The organism is Streptomyces sp. NBC_00873 (genome assembly GCF_045207415.1).
Lineage (GTDB): Bacteria > Actinomycetota > Actinomycetes > Streptomycetales > Streptomycetaceae > Streptomyces.
In genome coordinates this window covers 741,368-762,656 of the sequence record NZ_CP108803.1, presented here as the reverse complement: position 1 = coordinate 762,656, position 21,289 = coordinate 741,368, and the positions used below count along the sequence as shown (strand labels likewise).

Sequence of the window (21,289 nt, the reverse complement as noted above, 5' to 3'; positions counted from 1 at the left end):
CTGATGCTGAAGTCGTACCAGCGCATGGGGTGTTTCCCCGCGGTGGAGGACGTCCCCGAGATGGTGGTGGACTTCGTGCGGCGGCAGGGGCCCCGCCGCCGTGGTCCTCGCAACAGATGTCGATCGGAGTGCCATTCTCCTGGCCGACGTTGACCATCGCCATGCGTGCCACGACTCCGCAGTACGGATACGGCCCATTTTCAGCCCTGCCGCGTTGCTTCATGAGCCGGCGCGGCCAAGGGGTGTCCCGTCAGGGACTACGGGACAGCCCTTACGTACGTACCATCTCAGCAAATACACCGAATGGCTTGCTCCGCCACCTGGGCCTCAGCATTGGATTTGAGTGGATCGTTGTCCGACGAACCCCCAACGAGCGGCCAGGCTTGGGAGTCCGTGAACCGCACCGGCATGCAAACGCCAACGAACTCGCCGACATCACCCTGGACGGCACGGGCCCTGCCTCAGTTTCTGCGAGCACAGTGCCCTGCACGGCAGAGAGTCTTGTTCACGTGCGCGTGCCCAGGCGCCCACGCTCGTACATGCTGAAGAGAAGGACCAGCGAAGGAACGATCAGGCCACAGCAGCACATGCCACGCCGACAAGAACCCAGAACGTCGAGTCCGGCGCGGTTGCGTCCGTGATCTGCACATGCGTCCCCAGCAGGTAGGGATACTGCACCACCCCCCGGCCCGCCACGACAGCGACCACCGCAACCGCTGCTGTCGCACAGCCCGATGACGTCCGCACCGACCTTGGCGTGCAGTGGCCGTGCAGTGTCAGAGGTTCTGCGGTGCACACATGAATCCGACCTCGATGTGGAGTCGATGCATGACGCAGGCCCCCGAGCTGTGGCTCACTCAGCAACGAAGCCTCAAGTCCTCTTTTCCCGTTCTGCTTTTGGCCATGGCGACGGGAGCGGTCGACGCGATCAGCTTCATGACCCTCGGCGGTGTGTTCACCAGTGTGATGACCGCAAACCTTGCTCTGTTCGGTCTCGCCATCGCCACCCACAACGTGCTGCTGGCCGGTCACGCAGCACTGGCGATCATCGGGTATACCTGCGGCGTGCTTCTCGGTAGTCGGGTTGCTTCCCTCCCGGGCCGCGCACGATGGAGGGGTGCCCGGATCGCACTGCTCGCAGAGGTGATCGTCATGACTGGTGCGCTGACGACCTGGGCCGCTCTGGACGGCGAGCCGGCCGGCACCAGCCAACTGGTCCTCCTGGCGGCCATGGCCGTGTGCATGGGCTGCCAGGGCGGCATGATCCGTGTCGCCGGCGGGCCGAATCTCTCGACCACCTACATGACTGGCGCTCTCACCGGCGCGCTGGTTGCACTCGCCGTCAAGAAAGAGGTGGAGCGATACAGCTTTGCGGTGATCGCGATGCTGTCGACAGGGGCAGGGTTGGGAGCGCTTCTTGTCACCCACGCACGGGCGGCTGCTCTGGCCCTGCCCTTGGTGTTGCTGACTGCAGCCCTCACGCTGTCTTTCCGGCGCCCTGTGCCGCACTAGCCTTGCTGTCGGACAGGCTGCCGCAGCCTGATGCGTTCAGTCGCCAGGCGTACTACCACCACCCCGCCACAAGCTGGGGAGCAGCGTCACATGCTCGAGCGCGTGGCGGGTGCCGCCCGCCGTCGTCCGGTGGCCCTCTGCCTCAGCTCTCGCGCAGGCCGGGCGCCAGCCGCACCGTCACCGTCTTGGGCCGTTGGTACTCCTGGAGCGCCAGCGTGTTCAGGTCCGTGCCGTGGCCGGACGAGCCACGCCCGCCGTGCGGGAGCTCCGCCGTCTGCACAAGATGGCAGTTGAGCCAGGCCTCACCCGCGTCGAAGCGGGCCGCGAGATCGAGCCCCGTGCCGAGGTCGGTCGTCCAGACACTGGCCGCCAGGGCCTGGGGGACACTGTTTGCCAGGTCCAGGGCCGCCTCCACGGTGTCCGCATGCTGGACTGTGAGGAGCGGGCCGAAGACTTCCTCGGTGACCGTCGGGTCGCCGTGCGGGAGATCCGCCAGGAGAAGGGCCGCGCGCCAGTGGCCGTGCTCCTCGCCGGGCGGGGTGGCGATGTCCGCCGCCAGCAGTCGCTTCGCGGACGAGGAAGCGACCAGGGCGTCGTAACGTGCCACCTGGTCCGGGCTGTTCAGCGGGCCGAAGTCACGGCCTGCCAGCCGGTCCCTCATCGTCTCCGCCGGGCGGGCGACCGTCGACTCGTAGTTCTCCGTGAGCGTGATGACCCGGGCCGGTGCCGCGCAGCTCGGTGCATCTCCTGCGCCAGCATCGGGAGGTTTTTCGGGCCGCCGAACACGGGGTCGCCGCCCGAGAGCGGCCCTGACCCGCGCCGGGAGCCCGACGCCCTCCGGGCTCGCGTCGTGCAGCACATGGACCGCGGGCGGGCACGCCTGACCGCCGCGAGGCGGCGGTCAGGCCGCGGTGTCCGTCAGTCGAGGGCGCGGCGGCCGGCCGTCGCCAGGCTCGGGTCCCAGCCGCGACGCGGTACGGAGTCGAGGAGCAGACGGGTATACGGATGCTCCGGGGTGTCCAGTACGCGATGCGTCGGGCCCGCCTCGACAACTCGGCCCGACCTGAGCACGATGACATCGTCGGCGATGTGCCGGACCACGGCGAGGTCGTGGGTGACGAAGAGGTAGCCGATGCCCGACTCGCGCCGGATCGTGGCGAGCAGGTCGAGGATCTGTGCCTGGATGGACACGTCGAGCGCCGCGACCGCCTCGTCGAGGATGAGGACGCGGGGTTCGACCGCGAGGGCCCGGGCGATGGCGACGCGCTGGCGCTGTCCGCCGGAGAGCCGCCGGGGCAGGGCCCCGGCCTCCCGTTCGCCGAGGCCCACCTGGTCCAGGAGTTCGGCGACCCGCGAGCGACGGGCGGCCGCGTCCAGCCGGGTGTGCAGGCGCAGTACCTCGTCGACGCAGTCGGAGACCGTCACCCGTGGGTCCAGCGAGAGATACGGATCCTGGAAGACCATCTGGATCTCGCGGGCGCGCGCGAGCCGTTCGGCCCGGCTCCGGGCGCGGGCGGAGCGGTCCCGGCCGTCCAGGCGGACGGTGCCGCCGTCCGGTCGTGTCAGGCCCACCAGCATCCGTACGGTCGTCGTCTTCCCGCTGCCGGACTCGCCGACGATTGCCAGCGAAGCCCCCGGTGCCAGGGTGAACGACACGTCGTCGACCGCCGTGTGGTCCCCGTACCGCTTGCACAGCCCCTCGACCACGAGCCCCTTCGTCGTGCCGGTCACAGTGTGATCCCTTCGTCGGCGCGGTGGCACGCGGCGAGACCGTCGCCGTACCGCGCCAGTACGGGGGGCTCCTCGGAGCAGCGCGGTTGTGCGTGGGCGCAGCGGGCCGTGAAGGCACACCCCGGAGGTGCCTCGGCGAGGGAGACGGGGCGGCCCGGGATGGGCCGGGGCGCCGGTGCGCCCGGTTCGATGCGGGGGGTGCAGGCGAGGAGTCCCGCCGTGTACGGATGGCGGGGCCGGTCGAACAGCTCGTCGGTGCCCCGGGTCTCGACGATCCGGCCCGCGTACATCACGTACACGCGGTCGCAGATGGCCGAGGCCAGTTCGAGGTCGTGGGTGACGAAGAGAAGCCCGGTGCCCTGCTCGGCCCGCAGCCGGGTGAGGATCGCGATGATCTCCGCCTGGGTCGTGACGTCCAGGGCGGTGGTCGGTTCGTCGGCGACGAGCAGGGCTGGCTCGCCCGCCAGGGCCGCGGCGATGACCATCCGCTGGAGCATTCCGCCGGAGAACTGGTGCGGATAGCGGCGCAGCGCGCCCCGCGGATCGCGGATGCCCACGGCGTCGAGGAGTTCCTCGGCCCGGGCCGAGGCCGACGCGGCGGGCGTGCCGACCGCGCGCAGCCCTTCGGTGAGGAAGTCGCCGACGCGGCGGAGGGGATTGACGGAGGCGCGCGGGTCCTGGAAGACCATCGCAACCTGCCGGGTCCGCAGCGCGGCCAGCTCCCCCCGGCTCATGGTCAGCACGTCGCGGCCGCCGACCCGCACCTCACCGCTCGTCCGCGAGCCGGCGGGCAGCAGCCCGAGCACGCTGCGGCAGGCCACCGACTTGCCCGACCCGGATTCGCCGACCAGGCCGACGGTCTCCCCGGGCAGGACCCGGAGGCTGACACCGTCCAGGATCGGCCGGGCCGCCTGCCCGTCCGGTAGCCGTACGCCGAGCCCGTCGATCTCGAGTACGGGGGAGTGGTCCCCCGTGCCGCGCACCGGAGTGCTGTTCTCGGTCATGGCGCTCACCGCTCCCGCTTCGCGATCCGGTCGGCGAGCCCCTCGCCGACGATGCCGAACGCCACCACGGCGAGGACGATGCACGCTGACGGCGCGAGGGCGGGCAGCATCGCCCCCTGCTGGAGGGCCGACTGCCCTTCGTTGATCATGGCGCCCCAGTCGGCGGTGGGCGGCTGCACACCGAAGCCGAGGAAGGAGAGCGCCGCCAGGTCCATCAGCGCGTACCCGAAGTTCATCGCGGACTGCGCGAAGACCGTCGGGGCGACGTTGGGCAGTAGGTGCCGCAGGCAGATCGTCCAGCCCGACCAGCCCTGCACCCGGTACGCCTCGATGTACGGGCGGGCCTTCTCCTGACGCGCGATGCCGCGCACCAGCCGTCCCACGTAAGGGGTGTAGGCCACGGCCATGGCGATCACCGGGGCGGTCATGCCGGAGCCGACCACGGCCACGAGAAGTATCGCGAGCAGCAGTCCGGGGATCGCGAAAGCCAGGTCCATCGACCGGGACAGGACCGCGTCCGCCCACCCGCCCCGCCAGGCGGCGACCACGCTGAGCAGGGTGCCGAGGAGCGTGGAGACGCCGACGACGAGCAGCGGTCCGAGCAGGCCGGTCCGGGCGCCGTGGAGCAGTCGGGACAGGATGTCCCGCCCCGACTGGTCCGTGCCCAGGAGGTGGTCTCCCGTCGTCCCGGCCAGGCTCGCCGAGAGGTCGAGGGCCTCGGGGTCGTACGGTGCGAGGACGGGTGCCAGGACAGCGATCAGGACGAGCGCGGCCAGGACGGCGACGGCCGCCGTGAACAGCGGGCCCTGGCCGAGTACCCGCAGGCCGCGTAGCCCGGGGCGATGGCGCAGCGCGCCGGTTGCGTCGGCGGCGGGAGTTGCTGTGGTGGTCATGAGGAGCCTTCCCCGTGGAGGGACAGCCGGGGGTCGATGAGTGGGACGAGCAGGTCGACGACGAGGTTCACCACGACGAAGGCCGCCACGCTGAGCAGCGTGATCGCCTGGACGACGGCGAAGTCCTTGGCCGTCACCGACTGCACGAGCAGGGAGCCGATGCCGGACACGTCGAACGCGGTCTCGACGATCGAGGTGCTGATGAGCAGACCGGCGAGCATGGTGCCGCCGACGGTGACGACGGGGCCCAGTGCGTTGCGCAACACGTGACGGCGCACCACGGCCCGCCCCGCGACACCGCGGGCGCGCGCCACCTCGACGTGTTCGCGCCCGAGTTCGTCGAGCATCGCCGAACGGGTCACCCGGGCGAGCAGCCCGGCGAAGGTCAACGCCAGGGCGAAGGCCGGCAACGTCAGGTGGTACAGCCGGTCCGTGAAACCCTCCGGGGTGCCGCCCGGCCCCGGGAACCAGCCCAGCTGGACGGAGAACAGGGAGACGAGCGCGATGGCGCTGACGAAGGAGGGGGTCGCCGTGGCCACGCCCGTGCCGAGGAGCACCGCCCGGTCCACCGGGCCGGGGCGCAGCGCGGCGAGGACGCCGGCCGTCAAGCCGATGAAGGCGACGAGCAGAGCCGCGTACCCGACCAGCAGGGCGGTGCCCGGAAGCCGGGAGCCGATGAGGCTCCCGACGTCCTGGTGGAACTGGGCGGACCGGCCGAAGTCGCCCTGCAGCACGGCGCCGAGCCACTTCGCGTACTGCACGGGCAGCGGGTCGTCCAGGTGGTATTGGGCGCGCAGCGCCGCTGTGACCTCCGGGGTCGCCGGGCGGCCGTGGAGCAGGAAGGACACCGGGTCGCCGGGGGCCAGGTGGACCGTGCCGAAGACCACGAGCGAGGTCACGAACAGCACGGTCACCAGGCCGAGGAACCGTCCGACGAGGTAGCGGGTCATGGCTTCGCGGCCCCGATCGTCGCGGCCCACGGGTAGTACAGCTGCGCGATGCCGGTGGGGGCGCCGGTGATCCGGTTGCCGAGGAAGACCGAGTACGGCGCCTCGTACAGCGGGATTATCGGGAGCTCGCGCACCGCGATCCTTTGGAGCTCGGCGGTCAGGTCGGCGCGGGCGGCGGGATCGGTCTCCGCGTTCGCCCGGTCGAACGCGGCGTCGTACTCGGCGTTGGACCACTTGCCGTAGTTCCCGAAGTCGCCGGTGCGCAGGTACTGGTAGAACTCCAGCGGGTCGGGGGTGTTGTCGTAACCGTTCGTGATCACCAAGTCGAGGCCCTTGCGCGCTTCGGGGTCGACGAAGATGCTGCTGTACGCCTCCGGGGCGACCGCTTTCAGTTGGACGTCGAGGCCGATCTGCCGGCCGGCCGCCTGGACGGCGTTGGCGACGACACTGATCTCGGGCGCGAGCGAACTGGTGACCAGGGTGACTTTCCGGCCCGTGGCGCCGGCCTCGACGATGAGCTTCTTCGCAGCCTTCAGGTCGTACACCGGCTCCGGCAGGGCCTTGAAGTAGCCGTCGGTCCTCTCCGGGGCCAGCGCCCAGGCGCTGCGCGCGGCGGGGGCTTTGGCGGGGACGCCGATGCCGCCGGCTGCCGCCTTGACGATGTTCTTGCGGTCGAGCGCCATGGACAGGGCCTTGCGGACCTTGAGGTCCCCGAGGGCGCCGTGGAAGTCGAGGACCGCGAGGTCCGCCGCACCGGTGTTGGGACCGAACAGGACCGTTCCCTTGCCGCTGGAGCGCAGCTGCGCGAACGAGGCGGAGGGCACCAGGTATCCGCCGTCGGCCGTACCGGAGAGGAAAGCATTGGTCCGGGCAGCCGGGTCCTCGATGAAGGTGAACGTCACCTTGTCCGTCTTCGGGGACAGCGACTGGTCCCAGTACGCGGCGTGCTTCTTGAGGGTGATGCTGTCGCCCTGGGTCCAGCTGTCGAGGGCGTACGGGCCGGTGCAGTTGACCTTGCCCTTGGGGCCGCCGTAGTCCTTGCCGGCCTTGGCCAGGAAGGCGGCGCTCTCGATGGTGCCGGGAGAGGCGGCCATCAGCTCGTTGAGGAGGACGTCGGGCTTGCGGAGCCGGATCGTCACCTCCAGGGGGCCGGTCTTCTCGATGGCGTCGACGTTCTTGAACGTCGTGCTCCAGGGCGAACCGGTGGCCGGGTCCATCTGACGCTTGAGGGAGGCGACCACGTCGCCCGCGGTCATGGTCGTCCCGTCGTGGAACTTCACTCCCGGCCGCAGGGTGTACACCAGGGTTTTGGGATCCGGCTGGGTGTACTTGACAGCGAGACCTGGCTTGATCTTCATGTCGGGCGTGACCCGCAGAAGCTGCTCGCACACGTTGGCGAGCACGGTGTTGGGCGGGTAGTCGTAAGCAAGGGCGTAATCGAGCGTGTAGGGCTCGGCGTAGAGGGACCAGGTGAAGGAGTTCAGCGGACCCTTCGCCGGCGGTGAGGTCGGGGTGACCTTGTAGGCGGGGTCGGCGCCGTTCCCGGCGGACCCGGGGCCCGTGGCGCCGGAGCAGGCGGTGGCGGTGGTCGCGACGGCGACGGAACAGACGAGCAGCGCGAGGGCTCTGGGCATGCGCATGGAGACCCACCCCTTTACGGGTGTAGTGACGGGCGCTGGGGGATGGAGCGAGTATGGGTGCGGGAACGTTCCCGCACAAGCCTTTGCGGGAACGGTTTTGCTGAGGTCACGGGGGTGGCAGCATCAGCTCATGACAAAAGCTGCTTCAGGGCGTGGTGGGCCTTCCTCGCCACCCACTCCTCCGCGCGTACGGCTCGTCGACGTGGCCCGCGAGGCGGGACTGTCCAAGACCACCGTCTCGGCGGCCCTCAACGGCACCGGGCGGCTCTCTCCCGCAGTACGGGAGAAGGCCAGGGAGACCGCGCGGAGGATGGGCTACCGGCCCAACGCCACCGCGCGGCAACTGCGCGCGGGACAGGCCCGGTTGATCGGATACGTGGTGGGCGAGTTCGCCGGCGCCCCCTGGACGTTCCTGGAGTCGCCGTACTTCGCCCAGCTGACGAGCGCCACCGCGGCGGCCGCGCTCAAGCGCGGCTACGCCCTGGTGCTGCTGCCCGCGGGTGAGCTGCACGGCGAGTGGGCCGACCTGCCGCTCGACGCGGTGATCGTCGCCGACCCGGTCACCGACGACCGCATCGTGGAGGACCTGCTCGCCGCCCGGATCCCGGTGTTAACCGACCGCTCCGTCGAGGGACGGCCGGGGGCACACTGGGTGGACGTCGACGTCGTGGCGGCCGTGCGGGAGACGCTCGACCACCTCGAGGCGGAGGGCGCCCGGCGGCCCGTGCTCGTGCTGCCCGACAGTACGACGCGATTCCACGTGGGGGTCCTCGCCGCCTACCGCGAGTGGTGCGCCGCGCAGGGGCTGCCGGAGAAGGTCGTGCTCGCCGTCGCGGCCGGCAACGGACCGGCCGTACGAGCCGTGGAGGACGCCCTGACCGGGGCCGACCGGCCCGACGCCCTGCTCGTCGTGGCCGAGGTCAGTCCACCCCTCGTGCTGGAGGCGGCGCGCCGCCACGGATACGACGTGCCCGACGATCTGCTCCTGGTGTGCGTCAGCGAGGACACGGCGGCCGTCCACACGCAGCCGCCGGTGACGACGCTGAGCCTGGGACCCCGGGAGGTTGCGGAGGCCGGGATCGAACTCCTTGTCGCCGCACTGGAACACGGGCGCGCCGGGCAGGCCGGTGTGCTGGTGCCGACCCGGCTCCAGGTGCGGGCGTCCTCGCTGCGTACGAGCCAAGACTGAGCCGGCCCGGGGGGCAGGCTCAGGCGTCATGTACGAGCGTGCCGCCGACGTAGGTCCGCAGGACGCGTGCCTCGGCGATCTCCTCCGGCGGCGCCGTGAAGATGTCGCGGTCCAGAACCACCAGGTCGGCGAGGTTGCCGGGACGCAGACTGCCGGTGTCGTCCAGGCCGTTCACATGGGCGGTGCCCGCGGTGTAGGCGGCGACGGCCGTCGCCAGGTCCAGGCGCTGCTCGGGGAGGAAGACCCGGCCGTCGGTGGCCCCGGGCTCCATGCGGTTCACCGCCACATGGAGGCCCGCGATCGGGTCGGGGCTGCTGACGGGCCAGTCGCTCCCGGCGGCCAGGGTGGCGCCCGCGCGCAGCAGGCCGCCGAACGGGTACTGCCAGGCCGCGCGCTCGGGGCCGAGGAAGGGGATGGTCAGTTCGTCCATCTGGGGCTCGTGGGCGGCCCACAGCGGCTGGATGTTGGCGATGGCACCGAGCCGGGCGAAGCGCGCGAGGTCGTCGGGGTGCACGACCTGGAGATGGGCGAGATGGTGGCGGTTGCCGCGGTGCCCATTGGCCTCGATCGCGGCTTCTATCGCGTCGAGTGCCTCGCGGACGGCCCGGTCGCCGAGCGCGTGGAAGTGGACCTGGAAGTCGAGGGCGTCGAGCCGGGTGACATGGCTGCGCAGGGCGTACGGGTCGACGAAGCTCAGACCGCTGTTGGCGGTGGCGCAGCCGCAGCCGTCGAGGTACGGGGAGGTCATCGCGGCGGTGAAATTCTCGGCGATGCCGTCCTGCATGATCTTCACCGAGCCGGCCCGAAACCGTCCGTGGCTCAACTTCTCGCGCAGCGCGACCAGTTCGTCGATCTGCTCGGCGCCACGCTCGCGGTCCCACCACAGCGCGCCGGTGACCCGGGCGGTGAGCGAGCCGTCGCGGGCGGCGGCCAGATAGGCGTCCGACGGATCGGCCTTGCCGGTGAACACACCGAGCAGGGCATCCTGCCAGCCGGTGATGCCGAGGGAGTGCAGCAGCTCCTGCGCGCGCAGCAGACCCGCGAGCCGGTCCGCGGAGGTGGTCGCCGGCACCAGCCGGGAGACCAGCGCCGTGGCGCCTTCCTGGAGCATCCCGCTGGGCGAACCGTCCGGCTCGCGCTCGATGCGACCGTCGACGGGGTCGGGGGTGGCGGCGGTGATCCCGGCCAGTTCGAGCGCCCGGGTGTTGGCCCAGGCGCCGTGGTGGTCGCGGTTCGCCAGCAGGACAGGGCGGTCCGGGACCACGGAGTCGAGCAGCTGCCGGGTGGGCAGTCCGCCGTCGAAGCTCTCCATCGACCACCCTCCGCCGGTGATCCACGCGTGGTCCGGGTGGGCGTCCGCGTAGGTCCGGATCAGGGCCAGGTACTCGTCGACGCCGACGGTGCCGGTCAGATCGCACTCGGCCAGCTCCACCCCGGCGTACACCGGGTGGATGTGGGCGTCCTGGAAGCCGGGGAGCAGCAACTTCCCCGTGAGGTCGACGACTTCGGTGCCGGGGCCGATGAACTCGCGCACGTCGTCGTGCCCGACGGCGGCGATCCGGTCGCCGACGACAGCGAGTGAGGTGGCCCGGGAGCGGGCCGGATCGGCAGTGAAGACGGGGCCGCGTGTGAAGACCAGATCGGCCGTGGTCATACGGGTCCTCCAGAACATGAGGGAACGTGAGGTGGGCGCCATGGAAGCGGCTCGGGCGTTACGCGTCAACGGTGTTGTCATAAGGCCGCCCCCAATTGCCGGTCGGTCTAAGTCGGCGCGTGGTCAACCGCGTGGTTCCCGAAAGCGAGCGGCGGGGCCGCAGGCCGACTGATTCCGGACGCGATGGCGGCGCGCCTGCCCGCCACGAGCGTCCCGGCGGACGGCTCCCGGGACCGTCGCGCCCGGGCCCGGCGGCCGTGAGGATCAGCCGGTGGGCACGGGGGAGAAGCGGCCCACCGCGGCGAGGTCGGCGCTGATCCGCGCGGCGGTCTCCAGCAGATGAGGGAGGAGCGCCGCCAGGCTCTCCTCGCCGGTGGCGCGGCCGGCGTGGAGCGCCACGTTGACCGCGGCCACCACCTGGCCGCCGCCGTTCGTGACCGGCGCCGCGACCGAACGCAGCCCCTCCTCCAACTCCTGGTCCACCCACGCGTAGCCGCGCCGGGCGGTGGCCGCCACCGCGTCGGCGAGGGCCTCGGGCGTGGCCACCGTGCGAGGCGTGAGCGCCTCGGGCGTCACCCGGGCCAGCCGCGCCGCGCGCCGGTCGTCGGGGAGGGCCGCGAGCAGCACCCGGCCCATCGAGGTGGCGTACGCGGGCAGCCGGGTGCCCACCGTGATGTCGATGTGCATGATCCGGGTGCTCGCGACCCGGGCGACGTAGCGGATGTCGTCGTCGTCGAGCACGGCCAGGGAGGCGGACTCGTGGACCCGGCCGACCAGTTCGGCGAGGTGCGGGGTGGCGATCCCGGCGAGCGTCAGGCCCGAGAGCCGGGCGTAGCCGAGCTCCATGGCCCGCGGCAGCACCCGGAAACCGTCCGCGTCCTCTCGTACGTACCCCAGGTGGCGCAGCGTGATGAGCGACCGGCGGGCGGTGGCGCGGGGGAGCCCCGTGAGGCGGGCGAGGTCGGCCGGGCGGGCCGGGCCGTCGACCGAGCCGAAGGCGCACAGCACGTCGAGACCCCGGGCGAGCGACTGGAGGAAGCCGGCGCCGAGTTCCTCCTTGAGCGCGCTGCCCGAGTGGGGCGGGCGGACCGCCGCGGCGGTGGCCGGCGTCCCGGTGGCCGACGGGGTGCGCAGGGCAGCCTCCATGGCGGCGACGGCCGCGCGCAGCGGGGGCAGGACCCGCGCCGTCAGGGACTCGGTGCTGTGCCGGCTGGTGTGGCTGACCACGCTGACGGCGCAGACCACCGCGCCCGCCGGGTCGCGGACCGGCAGCGAGACGGCTATCAGCCCGGGCTCGATCAGCCGGCTGTCGACGGCGAATCCGTCCTCACGTGCCTGCCGGACCCGGGCGAGGAAGCCGGCCTCGACCTCCTCGGACGCGGACTCCGCCACGGCCGGCCGGGGCGGCAGGGCCGGGAAGCCGGTGTCCAGCGGGTCGTGCAGGCGCCGAGCCCGCCACCGCTCCCGCTGTACGTCGTCCCAGTCGGCGGCGAACAGGGCGCCGGGCGCGCAGCGTTCGGCAGGCAGCAGATCGCCGACCCGGAACGAGATCGCCATGGCCCGGCGGCGGGCCGCCTGGGCGATGAAGCGGACCCCGTCGCCGTCGGGAACGGCCACCGACACCGACTCGTCCAGCTCGTCGGCGAGGGCCTCGGCGTGCGGGCCGAGGGCTTCGAGGAGGGCGCAGCCGGCCAGATAGGCGTTGCCCAGCTCCGCCGAGCGCGGGGCCAGCAGCAGATCGCGGTCCTCGGTCCGCAGGAACCCGAGGCGGACGAGCGTGGTGGCGACCCGGTCGACCGTCGATCGGGCGAGCCCGGTGGTGCGGACGAGATCTCCGGGGCGGTGGCGCGTCCCCGGTCCCGCGGCCACGGCGCGGAGCACGGCCAGTCCGCGCTCCAGCGGTCCGACCAGCTCGTCGGGCACCGTCGTGGCCTCGGGTGCCGCCGCCTCCGGCGCCGTCGTCATCTCGGTGAGCTGGGACATCGTCCGGCCTCCTCGGAGCGTCGTGGGCTGATCACCGTGCAGAAACCGTACCCGCTGCCGTTGACACAGCCCGAAGTGTGGGCGGACACTCAGCCCGCCGCCAATTATGAACAAAAGTTCACCAGGCGAACGCGCCCGCACGGTGAACCCCGAATGAAAAGGGTTGTTATATGGACAAAGTCATGGCGACAGCTGCCGAAGCGGTGGCGGACATCGGAGACGGCGCCTCGCTCGCCGTCGGAGGTTTCGGGCTGAGCGGGGTACCGGACGTCCTGATCCGCGCCCTGCATGCCCACGGCTCCGGCCGGCTGAGCGTCGCCTCCAACAACTGCGGCGTCGACGGCGGCGGCCTGGGTATCCTGCTCGCGGCCGGCCGGATCAGCCGTGTCACCGGCTCCTACATCGGCGACAACAAGGAGTTCGCCCGCCGCTACCTGGGCGGCGAACTGGAGCTGGAACTCACCCCGCAGGGCACCCTCGCCGAGCGCCTGCGGGCCGGCGGCTGCGGCATCCCGGCCTTCTTCACCCCGGCGGGCGTCGGCACCCAGGCCGCCGAGGGCGGACTGCCCTGGCGGTACGCGCCGGACGGCGGCGTGGCGGTCGCCTCCCCGCCCAAGGAGACACGCGAGTACGACGGCAGGGCGTACGTCCTCGAACACGGCATCACCACCGACTTCGCCTTGGTGCGCGCCGCCCGGGGCGACCGCCACGGCAACCTCGTCTTCGCCCGCGCGGCCCGCAACTTCAACCCGCTCGCCGCCATGGCGGGCCGGATCACCGTCGCCGAGGTCGAGGAGCTGGTGGAACCCGGCGAGCTGGACCCCGACCAGGTCCACCTCCCCGGCGTGTTCGTACAGCGAGTGCTGGCACTGACCCCCGAACAGGCCGCCGACAAGGGCATCGAGCGAAGGACGGTACGCACCCGATGAGCTGGACCAGGGACGAGATGGCGGCCCGCGCCGCCCGGGAACTCACCGACGGCTCGTACGTCAACCTCGGGATCGGACTGCCCACTCGTGTGCCGAGCTTCCTCCCCGAGGGCGTCGACGTCGTCCTCCACTCGGAGAACGGACTCCTCGGCGTCGGCCCGTACCCGTACGAGGACGAGGTCGACCCCGACCTGATCAACGCGGGCAAGGAGACGGTGACCGTCGTACCGGGCGCCGCCTTCTTCGACTCCGCGCTCTCCTTCGGCATGATCCGCGGCGGTCACATCGACACCGCGGTCCTGGGCGCCATGCAGGTCTCCGCCCACGGTGACCTTGCCAACTGGGCAATCCCCGGCAGGATGGTCAAGGGTATGGGCGGGGCCATGGACCTCGTCCACGGCGCCCGCCGGGTGATCGTTCTCATGGAGCACACCGCCAAGGACGGCGCCCCCAAGATCGTCGACACCTGCACGCTGCCGCTCACCGGCCGGGCCTGCGTCCACCGCGTCATCACCGACCTGGCCGTCCTCGACATCACCGACGAGGGACTGCGACTCGTCGAGACCGCCCCCGGCGTGAGCGTCGACGAGGTCGCGCGCCGGACGGCCGCGCCCGTGAAGCCCAAGGAGACCCGGTGACAGGCCCCCCGGCGCCGCCGAACTCGCCGAGGAACTCCGGGTCTTCCCCGACCGGATGCTCGACAACCTGCACCGTACCCGCGGCCTGATCGCGAGCGAACGCCTCGCCGCGGAACTGGGCGGCCTCCTCGGCCGTACCGCTGGAACTGCTCGCCCCCGCGACCCGGCAGGCCGCCGACGAGCAGCGGCACCTCGGAGACGTCCTCACCGATCTCATCGCCGAGGACCCCGCGCTCACCGGCCGGATCGACCCGGCACGGCTGCGCGCCCTCGGCTACCCGGCCACCGGCACCGGCTCCGCGCCCCTGCTCGTCGACCACGCCCTGCGGAGAGAGACCTCGTCCTCCGCTGTCACGGAAGGCCATCCATGACCCCCTCGCTCCACCACCGGATCGACGGCCCCGCCGACGCACCGGTCCTCATCCTCGGCCCCTCCCTGGGGACCTCGCTCGCCGTCTGGGACGCCCAGACCCCCGCCCTGGCCCGCCGTCACCGGGTGATCCGCTGGGACCTGCCGGGCCACGGCGGCAGCCCCGCCGGCGCTCTGCGCGACACCGGGCCCGGCTCCACCGTCGTCGCCGACCTTGCGGCCCTGGTCCTGGACCTCGCCGACCGGCTGGGCGTGACCCGCTTCGCCTACGCGGGCATCTCCCTCGGCGGCGCGGTCGGCGCCCACCTCGCCGTACACCACCCCCAGCGGATCACCGGCCTTGCCCTGGTGTGCTCCTCCGCCCGCTTCGGCGAACCCGCCGCTTGGCGCGAACGGGCCGCACTCGTCCGCGCGGAGGGCACCGAAGCCCTGGCGGCCGGCGCCCCCGGACGCTGGTTCACCGCCGGATTCACCCGTACCCAGGTGGCCGGACAACTCGTCGACGACCTGCGCGCCGCCGCCCCCGAGGGGTACGCGGCCTGCTGCGACGCCCTTGCCGCGTACGACCTGCGGCCCGATCTGCACCGGATCACCGCGCCGACGCTCGTCGTCGCCGGCCGGGACGACCCCGCCACCCCGCCCGGCCACGCCCGGGAACTGGCCGACGGCATCCCCGGAGCGACCCTGCTGGAACTTCCCGGAGCCTCGCATCTGGCGCCCGCCGAACGCCCGCAGGCCGTCCTCGGCGCCCTCCTCGGCCACTTCGAGGCCCCCGCCGACGACGGCAGCAGGCACGCCGAGGGGATGGCGGTCCGCCGAGCGGTCCTCGGCGACGCGCACGTCGACCGGGCCGTCGCCCGCACCACCGAGTTCACCGCCGACTTCCAGGACTACATCACCCGCTGTGCCTGGGGAGAGATCTGGACCCGTCCTGGTCTCGACCGCCGCACCCGCAGCTGCCTCACGCTGACCGCCCTGATCGCCCACGGGCATCAGGAGGAACTCGCCCTGCACGTACGAGCGGCGCTGCGCAACGGGCTCACTCCGGAGGACATCAAGGAAGTCCTGCTGCACTCCGCCGTCTACTGCGGTGTGCCGGCGGCCAACTCCGCCTTCGCCACGGCCCAGCGCGCCCTCGCCGAGGACGGCGTCCCGTCCCCCTTCTGATACAGCCGCGCCCAGCACCCCTTTTACCTCTCTTGGAGCCCTCATGCCCCGTACCACCGTAGGAATCATCGGTGCCGGCCCCGCCGGACTCCTGCTCTCCCACCTACTCCACCGGCAGGGCATCGACAACGTCGTCCTCGAACTGCGCAGCCGCGACTACGTCGAACGCCGCCAGCGCGCCGGCATCCTCGAACAGGACACCGTCGACGTGCTGCGCGACTCCGGGGCCGGCGAGCGGATGGACCGCCAGGGGCTGGAGCACCACGGCATCGAACTGCGCTTCGACCGGCGCTCCCACCGCATCGATTTCCCGTCCCTCACCGGTGGCCGGTCGGTCATGGTCTACGCGCAGACCGAAGTGGTCAAGGACCTCATCGACCGGCGCCAACAGGACGGCGGAACCGTCCTGTTCGAGGCGGAAGCGCTGTCCGTCGACGGCATCGAGACCGACAGCCCGAGCATCCGCTACCGCCACGAAGGCGCCGAACACACCCTGGACTGCGAGATCGTCGTCGCCTGCGACGGCTTCCACGGCATCGGCCGCCGCTTCGTGCCGGACGGCCTGCTCACCGTGACGGAACGGACGTACCCCTTCTCCTGGCTCGGCATCCTCGCCGACGTCCCGCCCTCGTGCGAGGAACTGATCTACGCCCACCACGAGCGCGGCTTCGCCCTGCACAGCATGCGCTCGCCCGAGGTCAGCCGGCTCTACCTCCAGGTCGACCCGGACGACAGCACCGACAACTGGCCGGACGAGCGCATCTGGGACGAGCTGGAGACCCGCTTCGCCATCGACGGTGACTGGACGCTGCGGCGGGGACCGATCACAGAGAAGAGCATCACCCCGATGCGCAGCTTCGTCGCCGAGCCCATGCGCCACGGGCGCCTCTTCCTGGCCGGCGACGCGGCCCACATCGTGCCGCCCACCGGGGCCAAGGGCCTCAACCTCGCCGTCGCCGACGTCACCCTGCTCGCCCAGGCCCTCACCCGCTACCACGCCCACCAGGACGAGTCGCTGCTCGACGCCTACTCGGAGACCGCACTGCGCCGCGTCTGGCGGGCCGAGCACTTCTCGTACACCATGACGACCCTGCTGCACGGCGACCCCGCCGACTCCGACTTCGACCGCGCGCTGCGCCTCTCGCACCTGCGCTACGTCGCCCGCTCCGAGGCCGCTTCGGCCTCCCTCGCGGAGAACTACGTGGGGTTCTGAGCTGCTGTTGGTTTGCTGAGCTGTAGTGAGTCCTGTCGGTGGGTTTGCCGAGTGGGAACGGGAGTTCTGGCGCCGAATGGGTGACCTTGGCGGCTGCTGCTCGTTGGGTTGGCTGACAGGTTTCCAGCCTTGAGGGAGGGGGATGTGGTGAGTGGTTTGCGGGAGTTGGCCGTGTCCTTCGTGGCGCCGGGGCCTGCGGGGGTGGCGATCCGGGACCGTCTGAGGCACCTCACCCCCCAGGACGAGAAGGTGCTGCGTGCGGTCGGTGAGCATCAGGGTGCGTTGGCCTCCCGTGATCTCAAGGCTCGCTGCGCGGACGGTCTGGATCACAGCACCGATGCGTGGGCGGCACGTAAGCGGGAGCTGACGAAGGAGTCGTCGTCCAGGATTGCCGGGGCCATCACGAGGGCCACGCACGATCAGTGGGCGCTCGCCCGGCGTTGTCAGGCCGCGCACATCCAGAAGCTGGAAGCCGGGATCCAGATGCTGCGGCATCGGCTGTCCCTCCCGGTCGGGGAGAAGGGCACCAAGCGCGCGGGGGGCGGTTACCGGTCGAAGAGCGAGTGGTTCCGCAAGTCCCGTCGCCTCGCGATGCTGGAAGACCGGCACACTGCTGCGGTTTCCGACTGGCAGGCCAGGCGGGTGCGTGTGGTGCGGGGCGGTAAGCGGCTTCTGAACACTCGCCACCATCTCATCCAAGCCGAGCTCACCGAGGAGCGGTGGCGGGAACGGTGGGAGGCGGATCGCTGGTTTCTTGCCGCTGACGGCGAGTCGGGGAAGCGGTTCGGGAACGAGACGATCCGTGTCACCCCGGACGGCGAAGTGTCGGTCAAGTTGCCTGCCCCGCTCGCGCACCTGGCCAACGCCCAGCACGGCCGGTACACCCTCACCTCGCGTATCGTCTTCGCGCACCGGGGTGTGGAGTGGGCCGACCGCATCGAAGCCAACCGGGCCGTCGCCTACCGCATCCACCTCGACGTGAACCGCGGCCGCTGGTACCTCACCGCATCCTGGCAACGCCCCCTGGTCCAGACGATCCCGCTCGCCGCCGCCCGCGCCCGGGGCATGGTCGGCGTCGACACCAACGCCGACCACTTCGCCGCCTACCGGCTCGACCGGCACGGCAACCCGGTCGGTGACCCGCACCGCTTCTCCTACGACCTGACCGGCACCGCCGGTCACTGCGACGCACAGATCCGCCACGCGCTGACCCGCCTGATCAACTGGGCGGTGCGTGTCGGTGTCACCGCGATCGGCATCGAAGACCTCGACTTCACCGCCGAGAAGACCCGTGAGAAGCACGGCCGCCGCAAGCGGTTCCGGCAGCTGATCTCCGGCATCCCGACCGGGAAGCTCAAGGCCCGGCTGGTGTCGATGGCCGCCGAACAGGGCCTCGCGATCGTCGTGGTCGACCCCGCCTACACCAGCATGTGGGGTGCCCGGCACTGGCAGAAACCAGTGACCACCCCCCACCGCACCATGTCCCGTCACGATGCCGCTGGTATTGCGATCGGACGACGCGCCCTCGGGCACCCGATCCGGCGTCGGACGGCACCGCCCCCGCACGACCGGAGTGAGCGTGCGGGGCATCGGACCGTCCAGGCCGGGGCAGGTGACCGGGGGCGTGAGGGAACCCGCCCACCCACAACGGACCGGCCCCCTGGAGAGCCGTTGCCGAGCGGGACGCGAAAGCGGGAACCCAGCGCATCCAAAACCGTTCGGGATGCGCCCAGAACGCAGCAGTGGGTCCAAGACTCACTCATGCACACTGGTTAGGAACGGTTCAAGGAGAACTGACGTTGCGACACCACACGGGAGGCGACGGCTGCTCGAAGCAGCCGCCCCCTCCTGTATTGGTGGTTCAGGCGGATCAGGCGTAGAAGCGGTACACCGCCTGGGCGGCACACGCCGGCTTGCCCGAGCCGTCGATCTCCACGGTCAGGTCGACGACGACCTCGACACCGCCCCGGACGTCCTCGACGGACACCACGCGGCCGTGCGCCCGGACCTTCATCTCAGTGACCGGCGATGCCGGCATCGGTCAGGCGGTGCATTCGCCTCCGCCGTTGAGCGCGATCAGCGCGCGGCGAGTCGCTTCTTCCAGCCGGTCTTGCAGGATTGGCTCCGAGCGGGAAGTCGTCGCCTTCCAGCGTAGGAGGCCCGCGAGCCGGTAGGCGGGGCAGGGCCGTCACTGGGGATGGTTGGTCCGCTCGACATGTGCGCGGCGCGCCCCTGCCACACGCTCTAAACATGACCAACGATGCTGGAGGGGCGTTCCACCCCTACCCCGTCGTCGTCCTCGGCGTCGTGCCGGGCGACCCGCCGTACCGCATGGAGGTCAACGGAGTGTTGGCCGGGCCTGCCTACGACATGGTGGATGTGATCACGCTGGCGCACCAAGCGGGGGTGCCCGAGATCGACTTCGACGATCCCGCGGTCGTGAGGTGGGTCGGCGGAGACAAGTACAAGTGGGTGCCCTGAGCGGGCGGGTTTCTGACGTATTCGCAACGCTCCTGATGCGGACGCGTCCGGCCGAACCTAGACTGACGATCGCCCGAAATGCACCGAATCTGGGAGAAGTGGACTATGGCCAAGCGAGGGAACAAGCGACGCGCCCGCAAGAAGAAGAAGGCCAATCACGGCAAGCGCCCCAACGCCTGAGTTCACCGGACACACGGCGCGGGGCGACAGGTCATCCGGACCACACGCTCAAGACTGGTCCTCTGCCGGGCCGGTTCATACGGGTGGCAGCCCCTGCGAGCGTCATCAGGCCGAGCGGCGTTTTCTGCTGGCGCTCGACTTCGTGGGCGGCGTGGACGAGGTGCTGTCGCAGCCGTTCACGCTGAAGTTCACGACACACCAGCGCCCCGGGCGGCGGCACACGCCGGACTTTCTGGTGCTGACACACGGGACCGCGCTGCTGGTCGATGTCCGGCCGGCGGATCTGATCCAGCCGGACGACGCGGTGAAGTTCGCTGCTGCCGAACGGGCGGCGGGAGCCGCCGGCTGGCAGTACGCCGTGGTCGCCGGCTGGCGACAACAGGCCTGGATCGCGCTGGAAGCACCGTCCGCCCGGCGACGCGCGACGTCCGACCCACTGGGGCTGGTACCGGAGCTCCTGGAGCTGACCGCGGAACAACCACGCCGGCTGGGCGAACTTGCGGCAGCCACCTCCTGGCCGGCCCTCGCGTGCATCTACGTGCTGCACCTGCTGTGGCTACGGCGGCTGACCATGGATCTGGCCCTGCCGCTGGGAGACGAGTCGTGGATCTACCTGCCGGGGAGGGGCTGATGACCGAAGATGGCTCAAGCACGGGGTACCCGCTGCGGATATCGACCGGGCCTGGGCGGCGACTGACTCCCGGAGACCGATTTCTCCGGTCCGGGCCACCCACTGAGCGCCGTAGTTGGCCCGGTGAGCGCTTCAGATGGCCCGCAGGGTAGCGAGCGAGGAGATCTTGGATGCCATTCGCGGAAGCGCAGCCAGGGGCACTGCTGTGATGCTCCTGACCACCGCCCGGGGGCCAAGGCGACCCGCTGCATAGGGTGGGGGCATGACGTGGAGTGACGGTTCCGTGGAGGCTGAGCGCGCGGGGTTGCTGCTTGCGTTGGGCGAGTTGGACGCAGGGTTGGCCGGAGCCATCGCGCGCGGGCCCGGTGCGCGCCGTCGGTTCGAGCCCCTGGTGGAACGGCTGCGGACACCCGCGGCAGCGTTCCTGGGGCCGGAGCTGGAGCGTCGACTTGCCTGTTACGTCGACGCGGACGATTTCTTCGCCCGGGACCGGCTTGCCCATGCCCTGGTGGGCGCCTGCGGCAAAGCGGCCCTGCCCGCCCTGCTACGCGCGAGCGTGGGTGATCGCAACGGCGACGGGGACACCCTTCAGCTCGACCTCCTCGAACTGTTCTCCGCCTGGCCCGAGACGTCGCACGGGCTGCTGCTCCGCTGCATCGCCTCGGACGACCCCGGGACAAGGCGGGTCGGCATCTGGGGCCTGAGTGTCACCGACTTCGGCGGGGCCAAGTACTTCGGGCTGGTCGCCGACGCGGTGTCCGACCCAGACCCCGGGGTGCGCGCCGACGTGATGGACACCCTCGGCAGCATCTTCGGCGTGGGGAATCCCTCACGTGCGCGAGCCATCCTGATCGCCGGCACTGGTGACCCCGCCCCCGAAGCCAGGCGGGCCGCTGTGGAAGCGCTCGGCTCAGCGCGCGATGAGACGATCACCGACTTGCTGGTGGCCCGCACCCAAGACACAGACTGCTGGGTCCGGTACTCGGCCGCTTGGTCCCTGGCCCGTCGGCCGGGCCCGACGGTTCGCACCGCGCTCGAACGGCTCGGCGCGGACGAGGACACGAGAGTCCGCGAAGCTGCACGCACTGTCCTGGACCTTCCGGCCACCATGTGACCTTTCCCTA

The 21,289-nt window shown here is 71.2% G+C and carries 20 protein-coding genes; 11 read left to right on the top strand and 9 right to left on the bottom strand.

Going from position 1 to position 21,289, the window contains the following annotated elements; genetic code table 11:
- The first annotated feature begins 828 nt into the window (after positions 1-828).
- A complete protein-coding gene (locus OH809_RS03640) occupies positions 829-1,512 on the top strand; it encodes a YoaK family protein (RefSeq protein ID WP_406424070.1) in 684 nt (227 codons plus the stop codon).
- 142 nt (positions 1,513-1,654) lie between these two features.
- On the opposite strand, the gene OH809_RS03635 is transcribed toward OH809_RS03640, so the two are convergent.
- Genes OH809_RS03635 through OH809_RS03610 form a run of 6 tightly spaced genes read right to left on the bottom strand, consistent with a single transcriptional unit; the run spans position 1,655 to position 7,730 of the window.
- Complete coding sequence (locus tag OH809_RS03635; RefSeq protein ID WP_406424072.1) at positions 1,655-2,371, bottom strand: aldehyde dehydrogenase family protein; 717 nt, start codon at positions 2,369-2,371, stop codon at positions 1,655-1,657.
- A 59-nt stretch (positions 2,372-2,430) separates the two neighbouring features.
- Positions 2,431-3,243 (bottom strand): ABC transporter ATP-binding protein, encoded by an 813-nt coding sequence (locus OH809_RS03630; protein WP_406424074.1) that lies wholly within the window; start codon positions 3,241-3,243, stop codon positions 2,431-2,433.
- The gene (locus tag OH809_RS03625; protein WP_406424076.1) at positions 3,240-4,247 is read right to left on the bottom strand and encodes an ABC transporter ATP-binding protein; all 1,008 of its coding nucleotides are present in this window, start codon (positions 4,245-4,247) and stop codon (positions 3,240-3,242) included. Before OH809_RS03625 ends, OH809_RS03630 begins: the two co-directional genes overlap by 4 nt.
- Positions 4,248-4,252: 5 nt before the next feature.
- Entirely contained in the window at positions 4,253-5,140 is an 888-nt protein-coding gene (locus OH809_RS03620; protein ID WP_406514835.1) for an ABC transporter permease, read from the bottom strand.
- Positions 5,137-6,090, bottom strand: coding sequence for an ABC transporter permease (locus OH809_RS03615; protein WP_406425398.1), 954 nt, complete (start codon positions 6,088-6,090; stop codon positions 5,137-5,139). The genes OH809_RS03620 and OH809_RS03615 overlap by 4 nt, the downstream gene beginning before the upstream one ends.
- Positions 6,087-7,730: an ABC transporter substrate-binding protein gene (locus tag OH809_RS03610; RefSeq protein WP_406424081.1), complete on the bottom strand. Its 1,644-nt coding sequence runs from the start codon at positions 7,728-7,730 to the stop codon at positions 6,087-6,089. Before OH809_RS03610 ends, OH809_RS03615 begins: the two co-directional genes overlap by 4 nt.
- Before the next feature lie 202 nt (positions 7,731-7,932).
- On the opposite strand from OH809_RS03610, the gene OH809_RS03605 reads away from it, so the two are divergent.
- Positions 7,933-8,919, top strand: coding sequence for a LacI family DNA-binding transcriptional regulator (locus tag OH809_RS03605; RefSeq protein ID WP_406514834.1), 987 nt, complete (start codon positions 7,933-7,935; stop codon positions 8,917-8,919).
- A 19-nt stretch (positions 8,920-8,938) separates the two neighbouring features.
- On the opposite strand, the gene OH809_RS03600 is transcribed toward OH809_RS03605, so the two are convergent.
- Both OH809_RS03600 and OH809_RS03595 read right to left on the bottom strand, forming a co-directional pair.
- Complete coding sequence (locus OH809_RS03600; RefSeq protein WP_406424086.1) at positions 8,939-10,573, bottom strand: amidohydrolase; 1,635 nt, start codon at positions 10,571-10,573, stop codon at positions 8,939-8,941.
- A gap of 264 nt (positions 10,574-10,837) precedes the next feature.
- On the bottom strand, positions 10,838-12,556 hold the full coding sequence (locus OH809_RS03595) for an IclR family transcriptional regulator C-terminal domain-containing protein (protein WP_406424088.1): 1,719 nt from the start codon (positions 12,554-12,556) through the stop codon (positions 10,838-10,840).
- 170 nt (positions 12,557-12,726) lie between these two features.
- On the opposite strand from OH809_RS03595, the gene OH809_RS03590 reads away from it, so the two are divergent.
- The 5 genes from OH809_RS03590 (at position 12,727) to OH809_RS03570 (ending at position 18,649) form a co-directional block, all read left to right on the top strand.
- Entirely contained in the window at positions 12,727-13,485 is a 759-nt protein-coding gene (locus OH809_RS03590; protein ID WP_406424090.1) for a CoA transferase subunit A, read from the top strand.
- Entirely contained in the window at positions 13,482-14,123 is a 642-nt protein-coding gene (locus OH809_RS03585; protein WP_406424092.1) for a CoA transferase subunit B, read from the top strand. Before OH809_RS03590 ends, OH809_RS03585 begins: the two co-directional genes overlap by 4 nt.
- Before the next feature lie 367 nt (positions 14,124-14,490).
- Positions 14,491-15,660 carry a 3-oxoadipate enol-lactonase gene (pcaD, locus tag OH809_RS03580; protein ID WP_406424094.1) on the top strand — a complete coding sequence of 390 codons (1,170 nt, stop codon included), beginning with the start codon at positions 14,491-14,493 and terminating at the stop codon, positions 15,658-15,660.
- Positions 15,661-15,703: 43 nt separating this feature from the next.
- Positions 15,704-16,873: a 4-hydroxybenzoate 3-monooxygenase gene (locus OH809_RS03575; protein WP_406424096.1), complete on the top strand. Its 1,170-nt coding sequence runs from the start codon at positions 15,704-15,706 to the stop codon at positions 16,871-16,873.
- Between the two features lie 147 nt (positions 16,874-17,020).
- Complete coding sequence (locus OH809_RS03570) at positions 17,021-18,649, top strand: IS200/IS605 family accessory protein TnpB-related protein (protein ID WP_406424098.1); 1,629 nt, start codon at positions 17,021-17,023, stop codon at positions 18,647-18,649.
- Positions 18,650-18,743: 94 nt separating this feature from the next.
- Here the strand turns inward: OH809_RS03570 and OH809_RS03565 are convergent, their stop codons facing one another.
- A complete protein-coding gene (locus OH809_RS03565; RefSeq protein WP_406424099.1) occupies positions 18,744-18,911 on the bottom strand; it encodes a hypothetical protein in 168 nt (55 codons plus the stop codon).
- Between the two features lie 212 nt (positions 18,912-19,123).
- On the opposite strand from OH809_RS03565, the gene OH809_RS03560 reads away from it, so the two are divergent.
- The 4 genes from OH809_RS03560 to OH809_RS03545 all read left to right on the top strand — a co-directional run bounded on the left by OH809_RS03560 (position 19,124) and on the right by OH809_RS03545 (position 21,279).
- On the top strand, positions 19,124-19,354 hold the full coding sequence (locus tag OH809_RS03560) for a hypothetical protein (protein WP_406424101.1): 231 nt from the start codon (positions 19,124-19,126) through the stop codon (positions 19,352-19,354).
- 105 nt (positions 19,355-19,459) lie between these two features.
- A complete protein-coding gene (locus tag OH809_RS03555) occupies positions 19,460-19,534 on the top strand; it encodes a 50S ribosomal protein bL37 (protein WP_100661309.1) in 75 nt (24 codons plus the stop codon).
- A gap of 151 nt (positions 19,535-19,685) precedes the next feature.
- Positions 19,686-20,165, top strand: coding sequence for a TnsA endonuclease N-terminal domain-containing protein (locus tag OH809_RS03550; protein ID WP_406424103.1), 480 nt, complete (start codon positions 19,686-19,688; stop codon positions 20,163-20,165).
- Positions 20,166-20,427: 262 nt separating this feature from the next.
- Positions 20,428-21,279 carry a HEAT repeat domain-containing protein gene (locus tag OH809_RS03545; protein WP_406424105.1) on the top strand — a complete coding sequence of 284 codons (852 nt, stop codon included), beginning with the start codon at positions 20,428-20,430 and terminating at the stop codon, positions 21,277-21,279.
- The last annotated feature ends 10 nt before the right edge of the window (positions 21,280-21,289 follow it).

Bases quoted from the DNA above. Each gene is read 5' to 3' on its own strand.
- OH809_RS03640 (WP_406424070.1), top strand. From the start codon at position 829: ATGACGCAGGCCCCCGAGCTGTGGCTCACTCAGCAACGAAGCCTCAAG.
- OH809_RS03625 (WP_406424076.1), bottom strand. From the start codon at position 4,247: ATGACCGAGAACAGCACTCCGGTGCGCGGCACGGGGGACCACTCCCCC.
- OH809_RS03620 (WP_406514835.1), bottom strand. From the start codon at position 5,140: ATGACCACCACAGCAACTCCCGCCGCCGACGCAACCGGCGCGCTGCGC.
- OH809_RS03615 (WP_406425398.1), bottom strand. From the start codon at position 6,090: ATGACCCGCTACCTCGTCGGACGGTTCCTCGGCCTGGTGACCGTGCTG.
- OH809_RS03610 (WP_406424081.1), bottom strand. From the start codon at position 7,730: ATGCGCATGCCCAGAGCCCTCGCGCTGCTCGTCTGTTCCGTCGCCGTC.
- OH809_RS03600 (WP_406424086.1), bottom strand. From the start codon at position 10,573: ATGACCACGGCCGATCTGGTCTTCACACGCGGCCCCGTCTTCACTGCC.
- OH809_RS03595 (WP_406424088.1), bottom strand. From the start codon at position 12,556: ATGTCCCAGCTCACCGAGATGACGACGGCGCCGGAGGCGGCGGCACCC.
- OH809_RS03590 (WP_406424090.1), top strand. From the start codon at position 12,727: ATGGACAAAGTCATGGCGACAGCTGCCGAAGCGGTGGCGGACATCGGA.
- OH809_RS03585 (WP_406424092.1), top strand. From the start codon at position 13,482: ATGAGCTGGACCAGGGACGAGATGGCGGCCCGCGCCGCCCGGGAACTC.
- pcaD (WP_406424094.1), top strand. From the start codon at position 14,491: ATGACCCCCTCGCTCCACCACCGGATCGACGGCCCCGCCGACGCACCG.
- OH809_RS03575 (WP_406424096.1), top strand. From the start codon at position 15,704: ATGCCCCGTACCACCGTAGGAATCATCGGTGCCGGCCCCGCCGGACTC.
- OH809_RS03565 (WP_406424099.1), bottom strand. From the start codon at position 18,911: ATGCCGGCATCGCCGGTCACTGAGATGAAGGTCCGGGCGCACGGCCGC.
- OH809_RS03560 (WP_406424101.1), top strand. From the start codon at position 19,124: ATGACCAACGATGCTGGAGGGGCGTTCCACCCCTACCCCGTCGTCGTC.
- OH809_RS03545 (WP_406424105.1), top strand. From the start codon at position 20,428: ATGACGTGGAGTGACGGTTCCGTGGAGGCTGAGCGCGCGGGGTTGCTG.